A 22,939-nucleotide genomic window follows, 5' to 3' on the forward strand; every position below is an offset into this window, starting at 1 on the left:
GCGGCAGACTGGCGGTCTGCACCGCGGTCGTGCTGTGCGCGACCGGGCTGCTGGCCGGCCCGGCGACGGCGGCGCAGCGCGCGCCGGCCCCGCCGCCCGGTGGCGGGGCGCGGCCGCTGGAGGAGGTGCGCAAGGAGATCGAGGGCCTCTACCGCACCGCGGAGCGGGCCACCGACGAGTACAACGCCGCCGAGGAGCAGGTCCAGCTCCAGCAGAAGAAGATCGTCGAGCTGGCCCGCACCATCGACGGGGAGCAGCGCCGGCTGGCCGCCCTCAAGCGCCGGGCCGGGGCGCTGGCCAGCGCCCAGTACCGCGCCGGCGGCATCCCGCCCGGGGCGCAGCTGGCGCTCAGCAAGGATCCGGAGTCCTTTCTCGCCAACGCCGATCTGGTCCGCAAGGGCCAGCAGGCCGTCAAGGGCGTGATCGGTCAACTCACGCAGCTGAAAACGGACTTGGAGGGGTACGCACAGGACGCCAGCCACCGCTGGGAGGAGCTGGAGGCCAACCGCAAGAAGAAGGACGCCGCGCGGAAAGAGATCAACGACAAGATCGACGCGGCGAAAGAGCTGGAATCCCGGCTGGCGGCCAAGGAAAAGGACCGGCTGCGGAAACTGGAGGAGGACCAGGCACTCCTGGCCCAGCAGAAATGGCTGGATTCCGGCGTCCTGAAGGAGATCACCGGCAAAGCCTCCGAGCAGGGCAAGAAGGCGATTTCGTACGCCACTTCACAGATCGGCAAGGATTACGTCTGGGGCGCGACCGGCCCGGACACCTTCGACTGCTCCGGGCTGACCCTGCGGGCCTGGCAGGCGGCCGGCCGGACCATTCCGCGGACCTCGCAGGAGCAGTGGCGGCAGCTGCCCCGGGTGGCGCTCAAGGACCTCCGCCCCGGCGACCTCATCATCTATTTCTCCGACGCCAGCCATGTCGGGATGTACCTCGGCGACGGCGCGATCGTGCACGCGCCGCGGCCCGGCCGGCAGGTGACGGTCACCGGCGCCGGCACGATGCCGATCCTCGGCGTGGTCCGCCCGGACGGGGAGAATTCCGGCTGACCGGTACGCGCGCGGCCGCCGCGTACCGGGGAGTGGTTCCGGACATATTCCGCAGCTGCCCGGCGCCCCGTGGCGGCCGGAAATCGGCACCGCGAAAAGGTGCCTTTCCGTGACGTGCCGGTAGCGGAATGCGGCTGTCCGGGGTGATGTTCGTCATTCCCGTTCCGGGACGCCCCAGGTGAAATGGCGTTCCCACCCCGGCATATGACGAAGGCCGCGTGCCGAAGGTCATTCCGCGCCCCGCGGTGGTGGCGCTATCGTCGCCCTTCGGATGCCCGGAACCGCCCCGATCGACCGACCGACGAGCGGAGGTCGCGCCGGGCACGGCGGTGTGCCGGTCGGCACCCGCCGCACCCCTCGGGGGGGAGGGAAGGAAGCAGACCCATGCCCGTACCCGTACCGCACCCGCGGACGGCCGTGCTGCCGCACCAGGCAGGACCGGTGGACCACGGCTGCGCGGAAACCGCCCGCGCGGCCGCCGCCGGCACGCCGGCGCACGGGGGCTGCCCCGGGACGGCCACCGCCCCGCCCGGCGGGCCCGCGCCGCTGCCCCGGGACCTCCCGGAGGCCCGGCACCCGCAGCCGCCCGCCGGCCCGCGGCGGCCGGCCGACCGCACCGCCGCCCGCCCGGCGCCCGACGGCGCCGGCCCCGCGGCCTCCGCGGCGGCGGGTGCCCCCGGGCCCGCCGACGCGCCCGAGCCGGCCCCCGAACCGCCCGCCCAGGGCCTGACCCTCCTCCTGATCGGCGAGGACCCCAACAGCCACGTCCCGGAGATGTGGGACTGGGCCGGCCGCAAGGTCCGGGTGCGCACCGCCCGCAACCTCACCGAGGCCGAGCGGCTGCTCACCCATGACGTCGACTGCATCCTGCTCGACCTCACGCCCGCCGAGCCGGCCGCCCGCGAGGGCCGCGCGGCCGCCCCCGGCGACGAGCTGGCCGCCCTGCGGGCCGTGCTGCGGATGGCCCCCGGCCAGGCCGTGCTCGTACTGACCTGCGAGACGGACGCCGAGCGGGCCGCCGACGCGGTGCGGGTCGGCGCCCAGGACTACCTCTTCCGCGACGAGCTGGACGGCAAGGTGCTCAGCCGCGCGGTGCGCTACGCGGTGGAACGCAAGCGCGCCGACCTCGCCCAGCGCCAGCTCACCGAGTCCCGGCTGCGCGCCCAGGAGAACGCCCGCCTGGAGCGCGGCCTGCTGCCCACCCCGCTGCTCGACGGTTCGGAACTCCGCTTCGCGGCCTGCTACCGCCCCGGCCGCAGCCGCGCCCTGCTGGGCGGCGACTTCTACGACACCGTCCGCACCCCGGACGGCACCGTCCACGCGATGATCGGCGACGTCTGCGGGCACGGCCCCGACGAGGCCGCCCTCGGCGTCGAACTCCGCATCGCCTGGCGGGCGTTGACCTTCGCCGGGCTCTACGGCGACGAGCTGCTGGCCACTCTCCAGAAGGTGCTGGAGCACGAGCGCGCCGACGACGAGATCTTCGCGACGCTGTGCACCGTCGACATCTCCGAGGACGGTCACCGCGCCGGGGTGTGCCTGGCCGGTCACCCCGCGCCGCTGCTGGCCCGCGCCGGGGAGCGGCCGGAACTGCTGCCGTACGAGTTCGGCGGCCCGGCGCTCGGCCTGCTGCCGGACGCCCGCTGGCCGCGCCGCCAGGTCGAGCTGGGCACCGCCTGGAGCCTGCTGATGTACACCGACGGTCTGATCGAGGGCCGGATCGGCGAGGGCACCCGCCGACTGGGCCAGGACGGCATGACCGCGCTGGTCAGCCGCCAGATGGCGGACGGCCTGCGCGGTGAGGAACTGCTGGAGGCGTCGGTGCGCGAGGTCCGCGCCCTCAACGGCGGGGAGCTGACCGACGACGTGGCGGTCCTGCTGCTGGACCGCCGCTAGGACCGGGCGGCCCGGGCGGCCCGGGCGGGCTCAGCGGCCGCCGTTGTACGGGCCGTACGGGCCGTCGGAGCTGGAGCCGCGGCGGTACGGGCCGCGTCCGCCGCCGGCCACCGCGCGCAGCGCCGGGCGGACGTCGACGGTGTAGACGATCACCGCGATCACGCCGATGATCGGCAGGAACGAGAGCATCGGCAGCAGGAAGAGCAGGGCCGTGGCGGCACCGAGGAAGATCAGCCACATTGCCTTGTTCTGCTTGTCCGCCGCGCGGTAGGCGTCCTCGCGGCGGGTGGCCGCGTCGATCAGCATCACGGCGGCATACACGCCGAGGGCGAGCTGCACCCAGCTCAGAATGCTCTGGAACCCGTAAATCAGCACGCCGTCCACCACCCGTTAGCCGTTCGGCCAGGAAACTCGGTCTGTCATCTCGGTCTGTGCGGCCTCTCGCGGCCCACCGTACCCGGACAACGGGCCGGACACGTCACCCGTGCCCGGCCCGTGCGGAGATCCGCTCACCGGCGGCTCACTTCGAGGACGACGGCGGGGTGCTCTTCTTCGCCTGGTCCGCGGCGGGCTTGCGCGGCGCGGCCGGCTTCTTCGCCCCGGAGCTCTTCGGCTGGGTCGACGCGGTGGCCTGGGCCTCGGGGCGGGTCCCGTTGGCCGGCACCGTCCTGGCGCGGCCGCCGGTCTCCGCGCCGCCGGCCGGCGCGGACTTCGGCTCCGGCTCCGGCTCGATCGCCACCGCCAGCTCCTCGACCTGCTCGGCGGCGCCGCCCCGCCAGTTCTGCACCGCGCCGCGGCCGCGCTCGGCCAGCCCGTCGTAGGTCTCCCGGGCCTGCACGGCGACCTCGGCCGCCCGGCCGACGCCGCGCAGCGCCAGCTCCTGCGCCTGGTCGCGGAACTTCTTCAGGTCCCCGTCCAGCGAGCCCAGCAGCTCGGCGAGCTTCTCCTGGGCCTCCTTGGCCTGCTTGGTGACCAGGGCCTGGAGGTCCTTGGGGTCGGTGCGGACCGACTCCAGGGCCTTGGGCGCCTCGGTGCGGATCCGCTCGACCAGCTGCGGCACCTCGCCCAGCTTCTCGGCGGCCAGGTCGGCGGTACCGGCCAGGGCGTACAGCGGGGTCGGGTCGGTCAGCGCCTTGCGGACGTCATCGGTGATGGCCATGCCGTGGTTCCTCCTGGAACGTTCGTGGTTGCTCAGGTGGCGTGCGGGCCGCCGTCGGCCTCTGCCTCATGGGGGTGCTCCCCGTCCCCGGACCCGCCGGCGGGCCGCCGGGCGGCGGCGCCGTCCGGGCCGTCGCCGCCGAGTCCGTTCTCCTTGCGGAAGGACTCGTAGATCTGGAGCAGCACCTGCTTCTGCCGCTCGTTCAGCGACGGGTCGGTGAGTATCGCCGAGTGGACGCCGACCGCGTCCGGGCCGCGCCGCTCGTCGAGGATCCCGGCCTGGACGTAGAGGGTCTCGGCGGATATCCGCAGCGCCTTGGCCAGCTGCTGGAGGATCTCCGCGCTCGGCTTGCGCAGCCCGCGCTCGATCTGGCTGAGGTACGGGTTGGACACCCCTGCGGCATCCGCCAGCTGCCGCAGGCTCAGCTGCGCGGTGCGCCGCTGCTCCCGCAGGAACTCGCCGAGATTGCCGACGTTGAGAGATGCCATGCCTCGATACTGCACGGTAGTGCTAACTATTGCAAGCAAGTGCTAGCTGGAGTGGCGTATCTCGGCCACGGCGCCCTGCCGCCCGCGCCGCCGCGCTGCGGGCCGACGCCCTCGGCCTGTCGCCGACCGGGACCCGGCCCGGCCCGGGCGCTTCCGGGTCCTGCACACCGGCTGAGCGGGCCCGGGAGCCCCGGTCCGCCGGTCAGGTCGGCCCCCACCCGTGTACCCCGCGGGCCAGGGCCCCTAGGGTGAGCAGACGTTGTTCGCGTACCGACAGAGCATTTTCGGACATACGGGGGTGGCCAACTGTGGCTCGGAAGACGGAAGGGGAACCGGTGCGGCGGCGGCTGCGCTCCAGCACCGTGATCCTCGGTTCGATGGGGGCGCTCGCCGCCGCCCTCACCTCCTGCGGGGCGGAGCCGGACAAGCGCTGCGTGGACCCGAAGAGCTACGACAGCCTCCTGGGGTACCGCGTCCTCAGCGCCGCCCGGTGCTCGGGGACCACCACCACCGGCAGCACCGCGTCCGGCCGCTGGTACTACGGCGCCAAGGTCTCCGGGCGCTACGCCGAGGGCGGCACGTTCAGCAGGAACCAGGCGGTGGACCGCGGCGGTTTCGGCTGCTCCGGCCACGGCACGTCCGGCGGCTGACGCCGGTGCGCCGCCACACCCTCGAACCCCGCCCCGGCTGGCAGGCCACCGTCGAGGCCCAGGGCCTGATCTACCCGCTGACCCGCTACCCCGACGACTCCCTGCGCCCCTACTGGGACGAGAGCGCCTACTACTCCTTCACGGCCCCCGAGATCGACGCCCTGGAGGAGACCGTCGAGGAGCTGCACGCCATGTGCCTGGCCGCCGCCGGGCACATCGTCACCCGCGACCGGTTCGCCGACCTCGGCCTGACCGACCCGCGGCTGGCCGCCCGGGTCACCGAAGCCTGGCACCGGCGCGCCGAACTCCCCTCCCTCTACGGGCGGTTCGACCTGCGCTACGACGGCACCGGACCGGCCAAGCTGCTGGAGTACAACGCCGACACCCCCACCTCCCTGGTGGAGGCCGCCAGCCCCCAGTGGTTCTGGATGGAGGAGCGGTTCCCCGGTGCCGACCAGTGGAACTCGCTGCACGAACGGCTGGTGGCCGCCTGGAAGCGCCAGGCCGGGCTGCTGCCGCCCGGCGCCCCGCTGCACTTCGCGCACTCCGCCGCCGACGAGCTCGGCGAGGACCTGATGACCGTCGCCTACCTGCGCGAGACGGCCGAACAGGCGGGCCTGGCGACCGAGGCGATCAGCATGGAGGAGATCGGCTGGGACCGGCTCTCCGGCCGCTTCGTCGACCAGCGGCTGCGTTTCATCCGGGCCTGCTTCAAGCTCTACCCCTGGGAGTGGCTGGCCACCGACGCGTTCGGCCCGCACGTCCTGGACACCCTCGACAACGGCGGCTCCAGCGGCACCACCCTGTGGATCGAGCCCGCCTGGAAGATGCTGCTGTCCAACAAGGCGCTGCTGGCCGTCCTCTGGGAGCTCTACCCCGGCCACCCCAACCTCCTGCCCGCCTACCTGGACGGCCCCCGCGAGCTGGCCGCCGGCCCCGGTTACGTCGCCAAGCCGCTGCTGGGCAGAGAGGGCGAAGGGGTCACCGTCCACCCGGCGGGCTCCGCCGCCGTACGGCGCGAGGAGGCGTGCTGCTACCAGGAGTTGGCGCCGCTGCCCGACTTCGACGGCAACCGCGTGGTGCTCGGCACCTGGGTCGTGGAGGACGAGGCGGCCGGGCTCGGCATCCGGGAGTCGACGGGGCTGATCACGGACGAGTACGCGCGGTTCCTGCCCCACGTGATCGAGTGACGTGCCGTCAGAGCAGGGGTTTCCGCTGTCCCGCTGGGCCGGTCCGGCCGCGGACGGAAAACCGGTGGTGGGATCCGCCGGGCCGGTGCTACCGTCTCCCGCATGCAGCGCGCTGATCTGTCCACGACGACGCCGGACCCCGTCCCGGCGCGCTGACACCTGACGTCATCCGAAAGCCCCGGGGCGAGTGCCCCGGGGCTTTCGCCGTGTGGTCACCCGCCTCGCCGGGCCGAACCGCGGCCCGCACTCCACGAGAGGCGGCCCGCGCCACCGCGAGGAGACCACCGTGAACCCCGTACCCGCCCCCGCTCCCGCCCCCGACCACCGCCGGCTCGGCCGCGAGCTGGACCTGTTCGACACCGACCCGCTGATGGGCGCCGGGCTGCCCTACTGGCTGCCGGACGGCGCGGCCGTACGGCACGTCCTGGAGGAGTACATCCGCGACGCCGAGGCCCGCGCCGGCTACCGGCACGTCCACTCGCCGGTCCTCGGCAAACGCGCGCTGTACGAGCTGTCCGGCCACTGGGACCACTACCGCGAGGACATGTTCCCGCCCATGGACCTCGGCGGCGAACAGGTCGTCCTGCGCCCCAGCCTGTGCCCGCACCACGCCCTGATCTACCGCTCCCGGGCGCACAGCTACCGCGAACTCCCGCTGCGCCTGGCCGAACTGGGCGGGATGTTCCGCGCCGAACTCTCCGGAGTGCTCGGCGGCCTCACCCGCGTACGGGCCATCCAGCTCAACGATGCGCACATCTTCTGCACCCTCGACCAGGTCGCCGACGAGGCCCGCGCGGCCCTGGAGCTGATCCGCCGCACCTACGCCGACCTCGGCATCCGGCCCGCCCGCTACCGGCTCTCGCTCCCCGGGGACGGCGGCAAGTACGTCGACGACCCGGCGATGTGGCGGCGCGCGGCGGCCCTGCTCACCGACGTGCTGGACGGCGCGGGCGTGGCCTACGAGGCCGCGGAGGGGGAGGCCGCCTTCTACGGGCCGAAGATCGACGTGCAGATCGCCGACCGGGCCGGCCGCGAGGCCACCCTGTCCACCCTCCAGGTCGACCTCTACCAGCCGCGCCGCTTCGACCTGTCCTACACCGGCGCGGACGGCGCCCGGCACCGGCCCGTGATGGTCCACCGGGCCGTCCTCGGCAGCCTGGAGAGGGTCGTCGCCCACCTCATCGAGGAGCACGGCGGCGCCTTCCCGGCCTGGCTCGCCCCCGTCCAGCTCGCGGTCCTGCCGGTCTCCCCGGGCGAACTGGCGCCGGCCGAGGACCTCGTACGGCGCTGCCGCGACCGCGGGCTGCGGGCCGAACTCGCCGACCCGGCCCTGGGCAGCCTCGGCGCCCGGATCCACGACGCCCGCCGCGTCCCCTACCAGGCCGTCATCGGCCCCCGCGAGGCGTCCGCCGGGCACCTCGCGCTCCGCCTCCGGGACGGCCGCCGGCTGCCGCCGCTGCCGGCCGGCGAGGCGCTGGCCCGTATCGCCGCGGTGGTGGCCGGCCGGGGGCGGGAACTGTGGCCGGAGGGTGCGCACTCCTAGGACGGCGGGGCCCGGCGCGGCCGTACCGGGCGGCGGGCCTCACTCCCGGTGCCAGCGGCCGGCGGCCGCCAGCCAGGCGTGCAGCGGGGGTATCTCCCCGTGGACGACGACCGCGCCGGTGCCGCCCACCGGGCCGGGGGCGGCGCCCAGCAGCGGCAGCCGGCCGTAGACCAGCAGCAGGAGTTCGCTCAGCGGGCCGCGGACGGTGGTGGTGGCGGGCCCGGCGGGGGCGGGCGGCCGCTGCCAGGTGACGCCGTCGGGCGCCAGGACCACCAGCCAGTCCGGCGCGGCCTCCGGGGTGCCGTCGTCGGCCTGGAGGCGCAGGGTGCGGCCGGGGCCGAGGACGTCGGCCGGCCGCGGTAGGCGCGCCACCACCTCGGGCCGCGTGGCGAAGGTCAGCCACTCGTCGAGGGCGTCCACCGCGACGTCCTCCACGACGGCGAACGGGCGCTCGGCCGCGGCCGTCCCGCCCGGGGCCTGCGCGGTCGCGAAGGTGGCGTCCGCGCGGTGGACCACCGTCTCGTGCGCCATCCGCCGCGCCCAGAAGGCGGCCGTCCCGACCGGGGCCGTCCCCTCCGGAGCCGCCCCCGCCACGGCGTCCGGGCCGGCGGCGCGCAGCGTCTCGGCCAGCCGGCCGGCGCCCTCGGTCAGCCAGGCGCCGAGCGTGGCGGCGTCCGCGTGGTCGTAGCCGGGGGCGCCGGCGGCCGGGGGGCCGCCGGCCGGGTCGGGCGCCCCGTTCCGGACGGCCGCCTCGGCCGTGCGGTGCGCCTCCCCGAGGTGGCGCACCAGCCGGGCGAGGGACCAGCCGGGGCAGGTGGGCACCGGCACCGAGACGTCCGCACCCTCGATGCGGGTCCGCAACAGGGCGGTCTGGGCGACGATTTCGGCACAGTGACGTTCGTAGCTCAACGAAGCCATGTCCCAACGGTACGGCGCGCCACGGACAATGCTCAGCGGCTTTCGGGCCGTGCCGGGGCGGGCGGCCGGGTCCCGATCACGACGGTCGCGGACCGTTCGCCGCAGGTGGCCACCCGGGGCCGCAGACCGCTGTGCCGGAACGTCTCGACGGCCCGCGCGGCCTGGCGTTCGCCGGTCTCGACCAGCAGGTGGCCGCCGGGCGCCAGCCACCGCGGGGCCGCCGCCGCCACCCGGCGCAGCACGTCGAGCCCGTCCGCCCCGCCGTCGAGCGCCACCAGCGGTTCGAACTCCCGGGCCTCCGGGGGCAGCAGGCCCACCTCCTCGGTGGGGACGTAGGGCACGTTGGCCGTCAGCACGTCGATGCGGCCCCGGAGGCGGACGGGCAGCGGCGCGAACAGGTCGCCCTCGTGGACCCGCCCGCCGGCCGCGGCCACATTGCGGCGGGCGCAGCGGACCGCGGCCGGTTCGATATCGGCGGCGTGCAGCTCGACACCGCCCGGCGCCCCCGCGAGCGCACCGGCGAGCGCGGCCCCCACGGCCCCGGAACCGCAGCACAGATCGACCACCACGACGGGCCGCCGGGCCGGTCCGTCCGGTCCGTCCGGTCCGGCCTGTCCGGCCCGTTCGGCGGCCCGGCGGCCGAGGGCGACGGCCTCGCCGAGCAGGAACTCGGTACGCCGCCGGGGCACGAACACCCCCGGGTCCACGGCGACCCGCAGACCCCCGAACTCGGCCCAGCCCAGGACGTGTTCCAGGGGTTGGCCGGCCACCCGGCGCTCCACCATGGCGGCGAGGTCGCCGGGGGTGCGGGCGGTGGCGAGGAGCAGGGCGGCCTCGTCCTCGGCGAAGACGCACCCGGCGGCGCGGAGCCTGGCGACGACGGCGGACGTACCGGGGCCCGGGACGGGGGCGTGCGGGGAGGGTGCGGTGCGCGCGGAACGCGCAGAGAGGGACGACGACATGGGGTGAACCTTTCGGGGCGCCGACGGCGCTCCCCGGTCACGGATGTCGGACGGTCACCTGGATCCGGTGGACGCCCGGACGGGAGACGGGAGCACCTGCCTGGACTGGCGGGGAATCGGTCTCACCTCCTACGGGCGCGGACTGCACGGACGGCCTGCGTACCGGTGCGGCGGTGCGCGCCGGTGGCCGGGGCAACAGTACCCGACCCGCCGGACCCGGTCATGGCGCGGCCGCTCCGCCCAATGGCCGGAAAGTACTTGTCAGTTCGGAAAGTTCTTGTCAGCATGGTGGGTGTCGAAAGCGTGAGCGATGCCGTGCGGTGCCGCGCGATCTGCGCGAGGGCGCCTGACGGCACGCAACGAGAGGGGGATGTCATGGGGGAGTTCGCGGCCGGCGACGCGGCGGCGGCGCTGACCCGCGCCGAAGAGCTGGGGATCACGGTGCGCAAGAGCACCCGGTGGTACGTGTGGTATCAGCTCGTCTTCGGCGTCGCCGCCGGACTGATGGTGCTCGCCATCGGGCTGGTGAAGGCGCCGTGGGGGACGGCGTTCGGCGGCACGTTCTGGGCCGCCGTGATCGCCGGGCTCTCGCTCTACGCGGCCCGGCAGCGCGTCGCCCGGCGGGGTTTCGGCCGGTGGCACGCCGTCCTGGTCGCCAGCTGGGGGGTGCTCTACGGGGTGGTGCTCAGCCTCGGGCTCATCTTCTTCCCCGGTGTCGCCGCCTGGTGGGTGGCGGGAGCCGTGGCGGTGGCCCTGCCCGGGCTGATAGGCGGCTTTCTGGAGGCCAGGCGGTGACGGAAGCACAGGAGACCGCCGCAGGGTCCGGGAGCCATCCGCGCCACGGACTGGACGAGGTCATCCACGCCCCGGTCCGCTTCTCCATCGTGGCGGCCCTGGCGGCCGCGGACAAGGCGGAGTTCGCCTTCGTCCGCGACACCGTCGAGGTCAGCGACTCGGTCCTGTCCCGGCAGGCCGCCACCCTGGAGAAGGCCGGCTATGTCGCGGTCACCAAGGGGTACGTCGGCAAGCGCCCGCGCACCTGGCTCTCCCTCACCCCGCACGGGCGGGAGGTGTTCGCCGCCCACTGCCGGGCCCTGCGCGCCATAGCGGGCGGCCCCGGCTGACACCGGGGCGGGGACGGGGTGCCGCCGGTGGCGCCGGTTGACTTGGAGAGCGCTCCAACTCCTACCGTCGTGCACGGGTCGAGGGGAGAAGGGCCCGGCCGGCAGCCCGGCGGCCCCTCCCCGGCCCGTTCATCCGGAGCACGTGCCAGGAGGTAGCAGCATGACGCAGATTCCCACCCGCCACCTCGGGGGGCTCGCGGTGTCCGCGCAGGGGCTCGGCTGCATGGGGATGAGCCACGGTTACGGCGCCTCGGACGACGACCGGTCGATCGCCACCCTCCACCGCGCGCTCGACCTCGGCGTCACCCTGCTGGACACCGCCGACTTCTACGGGGCGGGCCACAACGAGGAGCTGATCGGCCGGGCCATCGCCGGGCGGCGCGACGAGGTCGTGCTGGCCACCAAGTTCGGCTTCGCCAACCGCCTCGGCGAGCCGACGCGGATCCGCGGCGACGCCGCCTACGTCCGCCAGGCGTGCGACGCCTCGCTGCGCCGCCTCGGCGTCGACCACATCGACCTCTACTACCAGCACCGGGTCGACCCCGACGTACCGATCGAGGAGACCGTCGGCGCGATGGCTGAACTGGTCGCCGCGGGCAAGGTCCGCCACCTCGGCCTCTCCGAGGCCGGCGCGGAGACCATCCGGCGGGCCCACGCGGTCCACCCGATCGCCGCGCTACAGAGCGAGTGGTCGCTGTGGACCCGCGATCCGGAGCAGGAGGTCGCCCCGGTCTGCCGGGAACTGGGCATCGGCCTGGTGCCGTTCTCCCCGCTCGGCCGCGGCTTCCTGACCGGCCGGTACACCTCCGTCGAGGGCCTGGCGGAGACCGATGTGCGCCGCACCCAGCCGCGTTTCGCCGACGGCAATCTGGAGCGCAACCTCGCCATCGTGGCCGAGCTCGACGAACTCGCCGCGGCCAAGGGGGTCACGACCGGCCAGCTGGCGCTGGCCTGGGTGCAGCACCGCGGCGACGATGTGGTGCCGATCCCCGGCACCCGCCGCCAGAAGTACCTGGAGGAGAACCTCGCCGCCCTGGAGGTGGCGCTCTCGGCCGAGGAGCTGGCCGCCATCGACGCCGCGGCCCCGGCCGGCCAGGTCGCCGGCACCCGCTACGACGAGGTGAGCCTGACGTTCGTCAACAGGTGACACGGAAGCGGGCCGGGCCGGCGCCCGGCGGCCGGGTCGCGGCGCCCCGCCACCGGCCCCGCCACCGGCCGCGCCCACCGGTCTCACGCCGGCGACATCACCTCGTACAGATTGCGGTCCGGGTCGAGGAAGAACAGCCCGCGGGCGCACAGCGGGTGGTCGGTGCGGCCGTTGTCCGGCCGGCGCGGGTCGTTGCCGTACGGGATCCCCGCCGACCGGAGGCGGCCGAGGATCGCACCGAAGGTCTCCGGATCGACGTCGAAGGCCAGGTGGTGGCCCTCCGGCTCGGGGACGGCCATGAAGTCCAGGGTGAGCGTGTCGTTGACCCGCACCGGGGCGAAGTGGCCGTCGCGGCCGGCCGGCGGCAGCTCCGCCAGGCCCATCACCGAGGCGAAGAAGCGGGCCGCCGCACGGTGGTCGGTGGCCGGTACGAGCGTGTGGTTGAGGGTGACGGGCATCAGGCGCTCCCGGGGTCGGCGGGGTCGGTGAGGCTGCCGTGCAGCAGGACGGAGATCAGTTCCTCGGGGCTGAGCGGGTCGTGGGCCGCGCCGGCGGCCGGGGTGGGCAGCCGGCTGAAGAGCAGGCCCAGGAAGGCGGCGGCGACCCGCTCGGGGCTCAGCCGCAGCGCCGCCCGGTCCGGTTCGAGCAGCTCCACCACGGCGTCCCGCAGCGCCAGGAAGGAGCGGGTGCGCCCGTCCTGCGGCGGTTCGCCGTCCGTCCGCGGCCGGTCCGGCGGCTGTTCCCGGCCGCGGCGGTGCCCGGTGGCGTGGAGGCTGGTCACGACGGTGCCCATGCGCTCCATATGGGCGCAGACGGCCTCGGCGGCCTCGGTGAGCCGGACGGCCAGCGGTTCGTCGAGGGGGACCGACGCGATCTCGCGCAGGACGTGGTCGACGCCCACCGCTTCGGCCACACAGGCGTCCAGCAGCTCGTCCTTGTCCTTGAAGACCCGGAAGATCGTGCCCTCGCCGATCCCCGCGGCGCGGGCGATCCGGCTGGTGGTGACGGCCGCCCCGTGCTCGGCGACCAGGGGCAGCGTGGCGGCGACGATCATGGCGCGGCGCTGCTCGGCGCTCATACCGGGCGCCCGGCGCCGGGCGGGGCGGCTCCCGTGGTGGTCGGGGTTCTCGTGCTTGTCGTGGTTCCCGTGGTCCCCGTGGGGAGGTGACGGAGTCGTCATGCTCCGTACGGTACGGAGTGAGTGCTCACTCCGTCAATGGTTACGCGGCCCCACGGGCTCCCGTGCCGGTCCCGACCGGCGGCCGGACCGGCACGGGAGGCGCTCCGCGGGCCGCCTCCCTAGACTTTCGGAAGAGGCGCCACCACGGCCCGGCAGACACCGTGGGCCCGTCACCACGGCCCGCACCCGCGGCCCCCACCACGGCCCGCACCCGTGGCCCGGCCGCCGGCCCGGCCGAGGGCCCCCGGCGCGGCGGACCCCAGGCCACGGGAACGACGGCCGGGGCCGGCGACCGGGGGAGACGACGGGCCAGGCCACCGGACCGGGCGCCGGACCGGAAGTCGACCGGGACCCGAGGGCGGCGCGCCATGGAATGGAAGCTCGAACTGGTGCCGATTCCGGTGACCGACGTGGACCGCGCCAAGCGGTTCTACAACGAGCAGGTGGGGTTCGCCGTCGACCAGGACATCCGGCTCGGCGGCGGCGTCCGCATCGTGCAGCTGACCCCGCCCGGCTCGGGCTGCTCCATCGTGCTCGGCACCGGCGACGGGGTGCTGCCGGTGCCGCCCGGCTCGGTGCAGGGGGTGCAGCTGGTGGTGTCCGACGTGGTGGCGGCGCACGGGGAACTGCTCGCCCGCGGCGTCCCGGTCGGGCCGGTCCAGCATGTGGAGAACGGCGAGCTGGCCGACGGACCCGGCGGCGCCTGGAACTCGTTCCTCTACTTCAGCGACCCGGACGGGAACGGCTGGGCCGTGCAGCAGGGTCCTCCGGAGCCGGAGCCGGAGCCGGAGCCGGAGCCGGAGCCGCCGCGCCGTCCTCGTCCGGATGCCGGCACGGGTACGTGGCCTCCAGATGGGCCATGTGCAGACGGCCCCAGGCGCCCAGCGGAGCCAGGGCCTCGTTGAGGGAGGCGCCGCGCCCGGTCAGCGAATACTCCACCCGCGGCGGCACCTCGGCGTACACCTCGCGGTGCACGATCCCGTCCGCCTCCAGTTCGCGGAGCTGCTGGGTGAGCACCTTCTCGCTGATCTTCGGCAGCTCCCGGCGGAGCTGCCCGAACCGCTGGGGGCCCTGGGCGAGCGCCCACAGGAGCAGGACCTTCCACTTGCCGCCGATGACGTCCACGGCGGCGTCCAGCCCGCACGTGTAGAAGCCCTTGCGTCCGCCCATCGGCGTTCCCTCCCCCTCTGCCCCGGAGTCCCGGCCGCCCGGTGGCGGCCGGGGGGCGCGCCGCACCGCACGCGGCCCCGCGCCCCCGGGACCCCAGTATCGGTGATCGGCGAGCATGCCGGGCCGGGACGGGAGAGCGGGCGGCCGGGCCCCGGTCAGCCGCCGTACGGCCGGTCCCGGCGGGCGTCGCGCAGGGTCACCGCCCACCAGGTCAGCTGCTGGAGCAGCGCGTCGGCGGCCCGGGCCGGCGGTTCCGGGTCGTGCAGCCGGCCCTCGCCGTCGAAGGGTCCGGCCGGCAGCGCGAAGCTGACCGTCTCGCGGATCGTGGTGGCGTGCAACTCCGCGAAGACCAGTCGCAGTTGCTCCACCGCGCGCAGGCCGCCGGAGATCCCGCCGTACGACACGAAGCCGACCGGCTTGGCCTGCCACTCCGCGCGCAGCAGGTCCAGCGCGTGCTTGAGCGGCGCGGGGAACGAGTGGTTGTACTCCGGCGTGATCACGACGAACGCGTCGGCCTGCTCGACGCGCTTGGCGTAGGCGAGGAACTCCTCGCTGCCGGGCCGGAGTTCGTACGGGCGGACGGTGTCCAGGTCGATCACGTCGAGGGAGAGGTGCGGGTGGGACGCGGCGACGTGCCGGGTGAACCAGTCGGTGATGACCGGGGCGAAGCGGCCCTCGCGGGTGCTGCCGACGAGGACGGCGAGGGTGTAGCGCTCTGCGGACATGGGGGCCCCTTCGTGGCGTGCTGCGGTGGAGTCGGCGGGACGGGTGATCCCTGACATCCGCAGACGCTAGGACCTCAACTAAAGTTGAGGTCAAGTGAGAGCGGGGCGGGGCGGGCCGCCACGGCCCGCCCCGGTGCCCGCCGCCGCGCGTCACGGGCCCGGGGCGGGCCCCGTGCTCACTGGGCGCCGAACAGCTTCAGCAGCTCCGTCTTCTGGAACATCCGGGCCGTCTCCACCGCCGACGGCGCCCCGGCCGCCGGGTCGGCACCGTGCGCCAGCAGGACCTTGACCACCTCGTCCGCGCCCTTGAAGACCGCGCCGGCCAGCGGCGTCTGGCCCCGGTCGTTGGCCCGGTCGGCGTCGCCGCCGCGCTGGAGCAGCGCCTCCACGGTGGCGGCATGGCCGTGGTAGGCGGCGAGCATGACGAGGGAGTCGCCCTTGTCGTTGGTGAGGTTGGCGGGCACGCCCGCGTCCACGTAGGCGGCGACGGTGTCGGTGTCACCGTGCCGCGCCAGGTCGAACACCTTGGCCGCGAGCTGGAGCACCTCGGGGTCGTGCGCGTGCTCGATCGCCTCGGGTCCCTGCGGCTGGGAATTCGCGTCGCTCATGGTCGCCGGCCTCCTGCTGTGGTCGGGATGTGTGTTGCGGGTCACCGCCACCTTATGCAGGTTTGCCGGACCGCCCGCGCCCTGGTGGCGGCCGGTCCGCGAGTCCGGCGGGCCCGCCCGGCCGGACGGGCCCGCGGGGCCCTCAGAACGCCGCCCGGATCTCCCCCACCCGGCTGCCGCCGCCGTGCAGCGGCACGTCCTCGATCCGCGCGAGGACCGGGTCGTCGATGCCGAGACCGCGCAGGACCCGGGCCAGGACCGGGCCGAGGGTGCGGGTGGCCCCGTCGTCGATCTTGAAGGCGAGCGCCCGGCCGTCCGGCAGCGCCAGCGCCTGCACCGCCTCGGCGCCCATCTTCGACAGCGTGCCGGGCAGCGCCCGCATCAGCCAGGTGTCGGGGCGGCGGGTGCCCGCGACGTACTCGGGGTGGGCGCGCATCGCATCGGCGACCCGGCGCTCCGGCGTGCCCGGGGCGGCCAGCACGAAGTGGCGGTAGGCGCGCGCCAGGCCGGTCAGGGACAGCGACATCAGGGGCGCGCCGCAGCCGTCCGTACCGATGTGCGCGACCTCCTCGCCGCCCGCCGTGCGGACGTCCTCCAGGACCAGCTGCTGGAGCGGGTGGTCCGCCGCGAGGTACGTCTCCAGGGACCAGCCGTTGCGCGCGCAGGCGGCCAGCATCGCGGTGTGCTTGCCGGAGCAGTTCATGGTGAGCGGGTCGCGGACCCGGCCGGCGGCGAGGTAGTGCTCCGCCTCCTCCGGGTCCAGCGGCAGGTCCGGCGGGGTCTGGAGCTGCTCGGGGGCGAGGCCGTGCTCGGTGAGCATGGTCCGGACCAGGTCGAGGTGGAACCGTTCGCCGGAGTGGCTGGCCGCGGCGAGCGCCAGCCGTTCGCCGGAGAGGTCCAGGCCGGCCCGCAGGATCGCCGCGGCCTGCATCGGCTTGTTGGTCGAGCGCGGGAAGACCGGGGCGGCGACGTCGCCCATGGCCAGCTCCACGCTGCCGTCGGCGGCCAGGACGACCAGCGAGCCCCGGTGCCGGCCCTCGACGAACCCCGAGCGGACGACCTCGGCGAGCACCGGCGACGGCTCGCCGGCCGCCGGGCCGGCCGCCGCGGACGACGGCTGCTTCGGTATCGGGGTGGGTGAGGACGAGGTCTTCGTCGAGGTCACGGCCGGCCTCCGGGGGACGGGACCCGCGGCCCCGGAGGCGGCTTGTGGCCGGTCAGGACAGCAGGTCGTCTACTTGCGCTTCACCTTCACGGTACCTGCGCGCGATTTCCGCACTGCAATCGTCGGTGGTGCGCTGGAGGGACTGGCGGCGCTGCGAGATCTGCCGCTCGTAGCGGATCAGCCGGGCCATCGCGTCGTCCAGCTCCCGGTCCGTACGGGCCGTGAGGTCGGACAGCTCGACGTCGCCGAGCATCTCGTCGGCCAGCCGGCGGTACTCCTCGCTGTGCGGGGTGCCCAGCGTCACGTGCCGGGCGGACGAGCGCTGGCGGGACGGCAGGTCGGTGAGGATCTCCGGCAGCCGGTCCAGCAGCGGCGAGTGCGGCCCGGTGCGGCGGGCGATCTCGGCGCGCAGGATGTCGATCCGGCCTTGCAGGAGCCGCCGCAGGTAGCTGAGGTCGGCCTCCTCCTGCTGGCAGTCGCGGCGCACCACCCGCAGCTCGGGCAGGCTCAGCCCGGACAGCTCCGGGGGGCCGGCCGGACGGAAGCGGTCGCGCTGCTGCGGGGGGCGGGCGGGCTGGGCCTGGCCTGCCTGGAGCATGGGGTCATCCTTGGTGCGAACCGGCTCGGCGCGGGCCGGTGCCGGGGCGGGGGAGGCGGTCGTCGTCAGGGCGTGCGGCGCCTCCGGGGCGAGCGGGGACTCCGGGGCGGGCGGTCTGGTGCGGCCGGAGGCCGGGGCGGGACGGGCCGGCGACGGGCTGCCCGCCGGAGCCGTTCGGGCGGTTGGCACGGGGCCGGGTGTCCGGCCGGCGCCGAGTGTGGTCATGGATCGTTTCCGTCCCCTCGTCCGGTGCCGCATCCAGGGCATGGTGTCCGTGAAACGCACCGCGTGCACGCATCGTGCCACTCCGCACGGCCCGTGTGCAGGGCCATGGCACTCGAACGGCCCTTGTGGGGGTACCGGCTCCGAGGCGCCGCGGCGGCCCGGCATGATGGCGGGTATGCGAGCCGTGGTGCAGAGAGTGAACGGCGCCCGCGTCGAGGTGGCGGGCGAGACGGTCGGCGAGATCGTCGGGGAAGGGCTGTGCGTGCTGGTCGGCGTCACCCATGACGACACCCCGGCCAAGGCCGCGCAACTCGCCCGCAAACTGTGGTCGGTGCGGATCCTGGAGGGCGAGAAGTCCTGCTCGGACAACGGGGCGCCGCTCCTGGTGATCAGTCAGTTCACTCTCTACGGTGACGCCCGCAAGGGCCGCCGCCCCACCTGGAACGCCGCCGCCCCCGGCCCCGTCGCCGAACCCCTCGTCGACGAGGTGGTCGCCCGGCTCCGCGCGCTCGGCGCCCAGGTCGCGACCGGCCGCTTCGGCGCCGACATGAAGGTCTCCCTGACCAACGACGGCCCGTTCACGGTCCTGCTGGAGGTCTGAGCGCCGGGGCCCGCCCTCGCGAAGGCCCGTCCCCCGCCGGGCCCGCCCGCGAAGGCCCGCCCGGCGAAGGCCCGTCCCCTAAGGCTCCACCACCACCTCCTGGGAGGCTGCTGTGGTGCCGGCGAGGAGGGGGGCGTCGGTGGGGACGTTGCGTTTGATCAGGGCCAGGGCGATGGGGCCCAGTTCGTGGTGGCGGGCCGAGGTGGTGAGGAAGCCGAGCTGGCGGCCCTCCTCGCCGTCGGCGGCCAGCCGGACCGGGGTGCCGTGCGGGGGGAGGTGGACGTCGCTGCCGTCCAGGTGCAGGAAGACCAGGCGGCGCGGCGGCTTGCCGAGGTTCTGGACCCGGGCGACGGTCTCCTGGCCGCGGTAGCAGCCCTTCTGGAGGTGGACCGCGACGCCGATCCAGCCGACCTCGTGCGGGATGGTGCGGTGGTCGGTCTCCAGGCCCAGCCGCGGGCGGTGCGCCTCGACGCGCAGCGCCTCCAGGGCCAGTACGCCGATCGCCGGGCCGTGCGCCGCGGCGAAGGACTCCAGGTCCGCGCGGGGCAGGAAGAGGTCGCGGCCGTGCGGGGTCTCCCGGACGACGGTGCCCTCGGGCGGTTCGGTGATCGAGCCGGCCGGCAGGTGCACGACGGCGAACTCGCCGGTGCGGTCGGCGACCTCGACCCGGTAGAAGAACGTCATGCTCTCCAGGTAGGCGAGCAGCGCCTCCTGTCTGCCGGGCTCGGTGTGCATCCAGGTCGTCGTGCCGTCGTCGACGAGCTGGACGGCGTGCTCGATGTGGCCGTGCGCGGAGAGGATCAGCGCCTCGGTGGCCCGGCCGGGCGGGAGTTCGCTGACGTGCTGGGTCAGCAGCAGATGCAGCCAGCTCAGCCGGTCGGGGCCGCTGACGGTGACCACACCGCGGTGCGAGAGGTCCACGAAGCCGGCGCCGTCGGCGAGCGCGCGCTGCTCCCGGAACAGATCGCCGTAGTGCGCGGCGACGCCTTCGTCGGGGGCCTCGGCGGGGACGGCACCGGGCAGCGACAGCAGGGGGCTGGCGGATGAATGTCGCAGCATGGTGCCAGCCTACGGCCAGCGGCGGGGGTGCTACCCGTTCCCCTCGGCGGTCCCGCCGCCCGCCGCGGCCCGCTCGGTGCAGGCCGCGCACCGGCCGAAGATCGCGAAGTGCTTCAGGTCGGTGTCGAAGCCGAACCGCTCCCGCAGGGTCGCGGTGAACGGCTCGGCGACCGACAGGTCCGCCTCGATGACGTCGGTGCAGTCCCGGCACACCAGGTGGAGGTGGTGGTGGCGGTCGGCCAGGTGGTAGGTGGGCGCGCCGTGCCCGAGGTGGGCGTGGCTGACCAGCCCCAGCTCCTCCAGCAGCTCCAGCGTGCGGTAGACGGTGGAGATGTTGATGCCGCCCGCGGTCTTGCGCACCTCGGTGAGGATGTCGTCCGGGGTGGCGTGTTCGAGTCTGTCGACCGCCTCCAGGACCAGTTGCCGCTGCGGGGTCAGGCGGTATCCGCGCCTGCGGAGGTCGCTCTGCCAGTCGGTGGTCACCACACGGCCAGTGTAGGAGGGCGGTCAGCCGGTGCGCACGCCCCGCAGATAGCGGGCGAGGTCGCTGACGGCGCCCGGGTTGCGGGGGCTCTCGACCAGTTCGGCGTAGTCCATGACGTAGATCCGGTGGTGCTTGATCGCGGAGACGCCGGCGAGCGGCGGGTACGACTCCAGGAACGCCTTCTTCTGCGCGGCCGTGGTGTCGCCGTAGTCGTTGATCACGATGACGTCCGGGTCGCGGTCGACGACGGTCTCCCAGCCGACGGTGGTCCACGAGTCCGCGAGGTCCGCCATCGCGTTCTCGCCGCCGGCCTTGGTGATGATGTCGTGCGGCCCGGCGTAGCGGCCGGCGGTCAGCGGCTTGTCGCGGCCGTCGTCGTAGAGGAAGACGGTGGGGCGGTGGGCCGGGGCATCGGCGGCGGCCGCGGCGACCTGCTCGCGGTACGTGCGGATCAGCGCCCGCGCGCGGTCCTCGACGCCGAAGAGCCTCCCGAGGGCCGCCAGGTCGGTGTAGAGGGCCTCCAGCGGCGGCAGCACGCCGCGGGCGCTGCCGCCGGCGCCGCGGTGGCAGGACTCGGTCAGGACGTAGGAGTCGATGCCGACCTTCTTCAGGGACGCCGGGGTGAGGCCGCTGCCCTCGCCGAAGCCGTAGTTCCAGCCGGCGAAGACGAGGTCGGCGCGGGCGTCGAGGGCGATCTCCCGGGTGAGGGTCTTTCTCGACAGCCAGGGGACCTTGCGGTAGGCGGCCCGCCAGGGGACCTTGCTCAGGTCGCCCTTGTCGTCGGGCATGACGTAACCGGCCATCCGGTCCTCCAGGCCCAGCGCGAACATGATCTCGGTGATGCCGACGTCGTTGGTGACGACCCGGCGCGGGGCGCGCGGATAGGTGGTGGGGACACCGCAGTTGGTGAGGGTGACGGGGTGGTCGCCGGCGGCGCGGCCGCCGGGACCGGCGGGGTCCTGGGCGACGCGGGCACCGCACCCGGTGGCGGCCAGGGCGAGTGCGAGGACGGCGAGCAGGGCGGCGGGGCGGCGGGTGCGGGCGGCGCTCATGCGGGGGTCCTTGTCTGCGGGAGGCGGTCGAACAGCAGCTGGACGGCGCCGGTTTCGGGGTGCGGTACGCGGTGCGCGCGGACGCCGAAGACCTCGGCCAGCAGCGGCGGGGTGAGGACGTCGTGCGGCGGGCCGGACGCGGCGATCCGGCCGCCGGACAGGACGTACAGCTCATCGCAGTGCACGGCGGCCAGGTTCAGGTCGTGCAGCGCGGCGAGCACGGTCAGGCGGCTGTCCCGGACCAGCGCCAGGACCTCCAACTGCTGGGCGATGTCGAGGTGGTTGGTGGGTTCGTCGAGGACCAGCACCCGCGGTTCCTGGGCGAGCGCGCGGGCGATCAGGACGCGCTGCTTCTCGCCGCCGGACAGGCCGAGGAAGCCGCGCCGCGCCAGGTGGGCGGCGCCGACCCGGGCCAGCGCCCGGGCGCAGACGTCCCGGTCGGCGGCGGAGGCCGCGCCGGAGCCGCGCTGGTGCGGCAGCCGGCCCATCGCGACGACCTCGGCGGCGGTGAAGTCGAAGTCGGTGCCGCCCTCCTGGGGCAGCGCGGCCAGCCGGCGGGCGGCCTCGCGGGCGGGCAGCGCGTGCAGGTCGGTGCCGTCCAGGCGGACCGCGCCCGCGGCCGGGCGCAGCGCCCGGTAGACGCAGCGCAGCAGGGTCGACTTGCCGCTGCCGTTGGGGCCGACGAGCCCGATGAGGCGCCCGCTGCCCGCGGTGAGGGTGATGTCGTGGACCAGGCGCCGCCCGGCCACCTCCACCGACACTCCGGTGATGTCCAGCCGCATCAGGCACCGCCTCCGAAGGTGTAGCCGCGCCGCCGCATCAGCAGCACGAAGCAGGGCACGCCGAGCACCGCGGTGACCACCCCGACCGGGAGTTCCACGGGCGCCAGCAGCACCCGGGAGAGCACATCGACCCAGACCAGCAGGACCGCGCCGAGCAGCGGGGCGACGGTCAGCACCCGGCGGTGGTCCGCGCCGACCAGCATCCGGGTGGCGTGCGGCACCATCAGCCCGACGAAGCCGATCGCGCCGCTGACCGCGACCACCGCGCCGGTGGCCGCGGCGGCCACCACGAACAGCTCGCGGCGCAGCCGCCCGGGATCCACGCCGAGCGCGGCGGCGGTCTCGTCGCCCATCGCCAGCGCGTTCAGCCGGCCGGCCGAGCACCGCAGGTGGACCAGGGCGGCGGCGACGGCGAGCGCGGCGATCGGGACCGAACCCCAGCCGGCGCCGCCGAGGCTGCCGAGCAGCCACATCATGGCCGAGCGGGCCGCTTCGCCGCGGTCGGCGGTGAACACCATCAAGGTGGTGACCGCGGAGAAGCCGTAGTACATCGCGGTGCCGGTGAGCACCAGCCGCATCGGCGTCAGCCCGTGCGCGGTGCGGGCGGCGGCGTAGACCAGGGCCATGGCCAGCAGCGCGGAGGCGAACGCGGAGACCGACAGCGCCCAGACGCCCAGCGAGGCGAGCGCGCCGAAGAGCAGGACGGCGTTGGCGCCGACCGCCGCGCCGGAGGAGATGCCCAGCACGAACGGGTCGGCGAGCGCGTTGCGGACCAGCGCCTGGACGGCGACGCCGATGGCGGACAGGCCGGCGCCGACCACCGCGGCGAGCACGGCGCGCGGGAACCGCAGCTCCCAGACGATGGTGTACGCGGCGGCCTCGTCCGGCCGGAGGGTGCCGCCGGTCAGCCCCGCGCCGAGGTGGCGCAGCACCTGCGGCCAGCCGATGCCGGCGGCGCCGAGCGCGGTCCCGCAGAGCAGGGAGGCGAGCAGCACGGTGGTGAGGGCGGCGGCCAGGGGGAGCGTGCGGGCGGTCCGGGGGCCGGTGCGGAGGGCGGGGTCGGCGGTGCGCGCCAAGGGTGGTGAAGCCTTCGGCTCGGGCCGCGTGCGTACGGAAAGGAGCGGCGGCCCGGAGCCGGGCGGCGGCGGCATCCCCTCG

General features: G+C 75.0%; 26 protein-coding genes and 1 pseudogene. 10 read left to right on the forward strand and 17 right to left on the reverse strand.

All coding sequences use genetic code 11. The features are described from left to right. The first annotated feature begins 29 nt into the window (after window positions 1–29). Together MUU72_RS15900 and MUU72_RS15905 are read left to right on the forward strand one after the other, a co-directional pair. The gene (locus MUU72_RS15900) at window positions 30–1,055 is read left to right on the forward strand and encodes a C40 family peptidase (RefSeq protein WP_248013907.1); all 1,026 of its coding nucleotides are present in this window, start codon (window positions 30–32) and stop codon (window positions 1,053–1,055) included. 384 nt (window positions 1,056–1,439) lie between these two features. Next, window positions 1,440–2,951: a PP2C family protein-serine/threonine phosphatase gene (locus tag MUU72_RS15905; protein WP_248013908.1), complete on the forward strand. Its 1,512-nt coding sequence runs from the start codon at window positions 1,440–1,442 to the stop codon at window positions 2,949–2,951. 30 nt (window positions 2,952–2,981) lie between these two features. Here MUU72_RS15905 and MUU72_RS15910 read toward each other — a convergent pair whose 3' ends face one another. From MUU72_RS15910 to MUU72_RS15920, 3 genes are all read right to left on the reverse strand, one after another. After that, window positions 2,982–3,326 (reverse strand): DUF2516 family protein, encoded by a 345-nt coding sequence (locus MUU72_RS15910; RefSeq protein WP_248013909.1) that lies wholly within the window; start codon window positions 3,324–3,326, stop codon window positions 2,982–2,984. 145 nt (window positions 3,327–3,471) lie between these two features. Beyond that, a complete protein-coding gene (locus tag MUU72_RS15915; RefSeq protein ID WP_248013910.1) occupies window positions 3,472–4,110 on the reverse strand; it encodes a hypothetical protein in 639 nt (212 codons plus the stop codon). A 32-nt stretch (window positions 4,111–4,142) separates the two neighbouring features. Beyond that, the gene (locus tag MUU72_RS15920; RefSeq protein WP_248013911.1) at window positions 4,143–4,598 is read right to left on the reverse strand and encodes a helix-turn-helix domain-containing protein; all 456 of its coding nucleotides are present in this window, start codon (window positions 4,596–4,598) and stop codon (window positions 4,143–4,145) included. Between the two features lie 377 nt (window positions 4,599–4,975). Between MUU72_RS15920 and MUU72_RS15925 the strand changes: the two genes are divergently transcribed. The 3 genes from MUU72_RS15925 (at window position 4,976) to thrS (ending at window position 7,981) form a co-directional block, all read left to right on the forward strand. Next, the gene (locus MUU72_RS15925) at window positions 4,976–5,248 is read left to right on the forward strand and encodes a hypothetical protein (RefSeq protein WP_248014000.1); all 273 of its coding nucleotides are present in this window, start codon (window positions 4,976–4,978) and stop codon (window positions 5,246–5,248) included. A gap of 5 nt (window positions 5,249–5,253) precedes the next feature. Beyond that, window positions 5,254–6,438: a glutathionylspermidine synthase family protein gene (locus MUU72_RS15930; RefSeq protein ID WP_248013912.1), complete on the forward strand. Its 1,185-nt coding sequence runs from the start codon at window positions 5,254–5,256 to the stop codon at window positions 6,436–6,438. Window positions 6,439–6,724: 286 nt separating this feature from the next. After that, entirely contained in the window at window positions 6,725–7,981 is a 1,257-nt protein-coding gene (gene thrS, locus MUU72_RS15935) for a threonine--tRNA ligase (RefSeq protein WP_308403826.1), read from the forward strand. Between the two features lie 39 nt (window positions 7,982–8,020). Here the strand turns inward: thrS and MUU72_RS15940 are convergent, their stop codons facing one another. Together MUU72_RS15940 and MUU72_RS15945 are read right to left on the reverse strand one after the other, a co-directional pair. Continuing rightward, window positions 8,021–8,899, reverse strand: a complete 879-nt coding sequence (locus tag MUU72_RS15940; protein WP_248013913.1) for a maleylpyruvate isomerase N-terminal domain-containing protein — start codon at window positions 8,897–8,899, stop codon at window positions 8,021–8,023. 32 nt (window positions 8,900–8,931) lie between these two features. After that, entirely contained in the window at window positions 8,932–9,861 is a 930-nt protein-coding gene (locus MUU72_RS15945) for a putative protein N(5)-glutamine methyltransferase (RefSeq protein WP_248013914.1), read from the reverse strand. A 375-nt stretch (window positions 9,862–10,236) separates the two neighbouring features. On the opposite strand from MUU72_RS15945, the gene MUU72_RS15950 reads away from it, so the two are divergent. The 3 genes from MUU72_RS15950 (at window position 10,237) to MUU72_RS15960 (ending at window position 12,132) form a co-directional block, all read left to right on the forward strand. After that, window positions 10,237–10,656 carry a hypothetical protein gene (locus MUU72_RS15950; protein WP_248013915.1) on the forward strand — a complete coding sequence of 140 codons (420 nt, stop codon included), beginning with the start codon at window positions 10,237–10,239 and terminating at the stop codon, window positions 10,654–10,656. Beyond that, window positions 10,653–10,985 carry a winged helix-turn-helix domain-containing protein gene (locus tag MUU72_RS15955; RefSeq protein ID WP_248013916.1) on the forward strand — a complete coding sequence of 111 codons (333 nt, stop codon included), beginning with the start codon at window positions 10,653–10,655 and terminating at the stop codon, window positions 10,983–10,985. Before MUU72_RS15950 ends, MUU72_RS15955 begins: the two co-directional genes overlap by 4 nt. A gap of 160 nt (window positions 10,986–11,145) precedes the next feature. After that, the gene (locus MUU72_RS15960) at window positions 11,146–12,132 is read left to right on the forward strand and encodes an aldo/keto reductase (protein WP_248013917.1); all 987 of its coding nucleotides are present in this window, start codon (window positions 11,146–11,148) and stop codon (window positions 12,130–12,132) included. Between the two features lie 83 nt (window positions 12,133–12,215). Here the strand turns inward: MUU72_RS15960 and MUU72_RS15965 are convergent, their stop codons facing one another. Beyond that, complete coding sequence (locus MUU72_RS15965; RefSeq protein ID WP_248013918.1) at window positions 12,216–12,590, reverse strand: VOC family protein; 375 nt, start codon at window positions 12,588–12,590, stop codon at window positions 12,216–12,218. Further along, window positions 12,590–13,186, reverse strand: coding sequence for a TetR/AcrR family transcriptional regulator (locus MUU72_RS15970; protein WP_248014002.1), 597 nt, complete (start codon window positions 13,184–13,186; stop codon window positions 12,590–12,592). Before MUU72_RS15970 ends, MUU72_RS15965 begins: the two co-directional genes overlap by 1 nt. Before the next feature lie 494 nt (window positions 13,187–13,680). Between MUU72_RS15970 and MUU72_RS15975 the strand changes: the two are divergent. After that, a pseudogene (locus tag MUU72_RS15975) lies at window positions 13,681–14,085 on the forward strand (VOC family protein); the annotation flags it as partial. On the opposite strand, the gene MUU72_RS15980 reads toward MUU72_RS15975, so the two are convergent. From MUU72_RS15980 to MUU72_RS16000, 5 genes are all read right to left on the reverse strand, one after another. Next, window positions 14,036–14,482, reverse strand: coding sequence for a winged helix-turn-helix transcriptional regulator (locus MUU72_RS15980; RefSeq protein ID WP_248013919.1), 447 nt, complete (start codon window positions 14,480–14,482; stop codon window positions 14,036–14,038). The pseudogene MUU72_RS15975 and the gene MUU72_RS15980 sit on opposite strands and share 50 nt — an antisense overlap. A 155-nt stretch (window positions 14,483–14,637) precedes the next feature. Continuing rightward, the gene (locus MUU72_RS15985) at window positions 14,638–15,207 is read right to left on the reverse strand and encodes an NADPH-dependent FMN reductase (RefSeq protein ID WP_248013920.1); all 570 of its coding nucleotides are present in this window, start codon (window positions 15,205–15,207) and stop codon (window positions 14,638–14,640) included. A 176-nt stretch (window positions 15,208–15,383) separates the two neighbouring features. After that, complete coding sequence (locus MUU72_RS15990; RefSeq protein WP_248013921.1) at window positions 15,384–15,815, reverse strand: ankyrin repeat domain-containing protein; 432 nt, start codon at window positions 15,813–15,815, stop codon at window positions 15,384–15,386. Window positions 15,816–15,957: 142 nt separating this feature from the next. After that, complete coding sequence (locus tag MUU72_RS15995) at window positions 15,958–16,980, reverse strand: asparaginase (protein ID WP_372503120.1); 1,023 nt, start codon at window positions 16,978–16,980, stop codon at window positions 15,958–15,960. Between the two features lie 52 nt (window positions 16,981–17,032). Continuing rightward, window positions 17,033–17,578, reverse strand: coding sequence for an RsiG family protein (locus MUU72_RS16000; RefSeq protein WP_248013922.1), 546 nt, complete (start codon window positions 17,576–17,578; stop codon window positions 17,033–17,035). 400 nt (window positions 17,579–17,978) lie between these two features. On the opposite strand from MUU72_RS16000, the gene dtd reads away from it, so the two are divergent. Then, the gene (gene dtd, locus MUU72_RS16005) at window positions 17,979–18,404 is read left to right on the forward strand and encodes a D-aminoacyl-tRNA deacylase (RefSeq protein WP_248013923.1); all 426 of its coding nucleotides are present in this window, start codon (window positions 17,979–17,981) and stop codon (window positions 18,402–18,404) included. A gap of 78 nt (window positions 18,405–18,482) precedes the next feature. Here the strand turns inward: dtd and ygfZ are convergent, their stop codons facing one another. The 5 genes from ygfZ to MUU72_RS16030 are packed head-to-tail and all read right to left on the reverse strand — an operon-like array spanning window position 18,483 to window position 22,857. Further along, window positions 18,483–19,463 (reverse strand): CAF17-like 4Fe-4S cluster assembly/insertion protein YgfZ, encoded by a 981-nt coding sequence (ygfZ, locus tag MUU72_RS16010; RefSeq protein ID WP_248013924.1) that lies wholly within the window; start codon window positions 19,461–19,463, stop codon window positions 18,483–18,485. Between the two features lie 30 nt (window positions 19,464–19,493). Then, window positions 19,494–19,949, reverse strand: a complete 456-nt coding sequence (locus MUU72_RS16015; RefSeq protein ID WP_248013925.1) for a Fur family transcriptional regulator — start codon at window positions 19,947–19,949, stop codon at window positions 19,494–19,496. A gap of 21 nt (window positions 19,950–19,970) precedes the next feature. After that, a complete protein-coding gene (locus MUU72_RS16020; RefSeq protein WP_248013926.1) occupies window positions 19,971–20,999 on the reverse strand; it encodes an ABC transporter substrate-binding protein in 1,029 nt (342 codons plus the stop codon). Then, window positions 20,996–21,781, reverse strand: a complete 786-nt coding sequence (locus MUU72_RS16025; RefSeq protein WP_248013927.1) for an ABC transporter ATP-binding protein — start codon at window positions 21,779–21,781, stop codon at window positions 20,996–20,998. Before MUU72_RS16025 ends, MUU72_RS16020 begins: the two co-directional genes overlap by 4 nt. After that, window positions 21,781–22,857 carry a FecCD family ABC transporter permease gene (locus MUU72_RS16030; RefSeq protein WP_248013928.1) on the reverse strand — a complete coding sequence of 359 codons (1,077 nt, stop codon included), beginning with the start codon at window positions 22,855–22,857 and terminating at the stop codon, window positions 21,781–21,783. The genes MUU72_RS16025 and MUU72_RS16030 overlap by 1 nt, the downstream gene beginning before the upstream one ends. Window positions 22,858–22,939: the final 82 nt, after the last annotated feature.

This window comes from Streptomyces rhizoryzae (assembly GCF_023155275.1).
Classification (GTDB): Bacteria; Actinomycetota; Actinomycetes; order Streptomycetales; family Streptomycetaceae; genus Streptomyces; species Streptomyces rhizoryzae.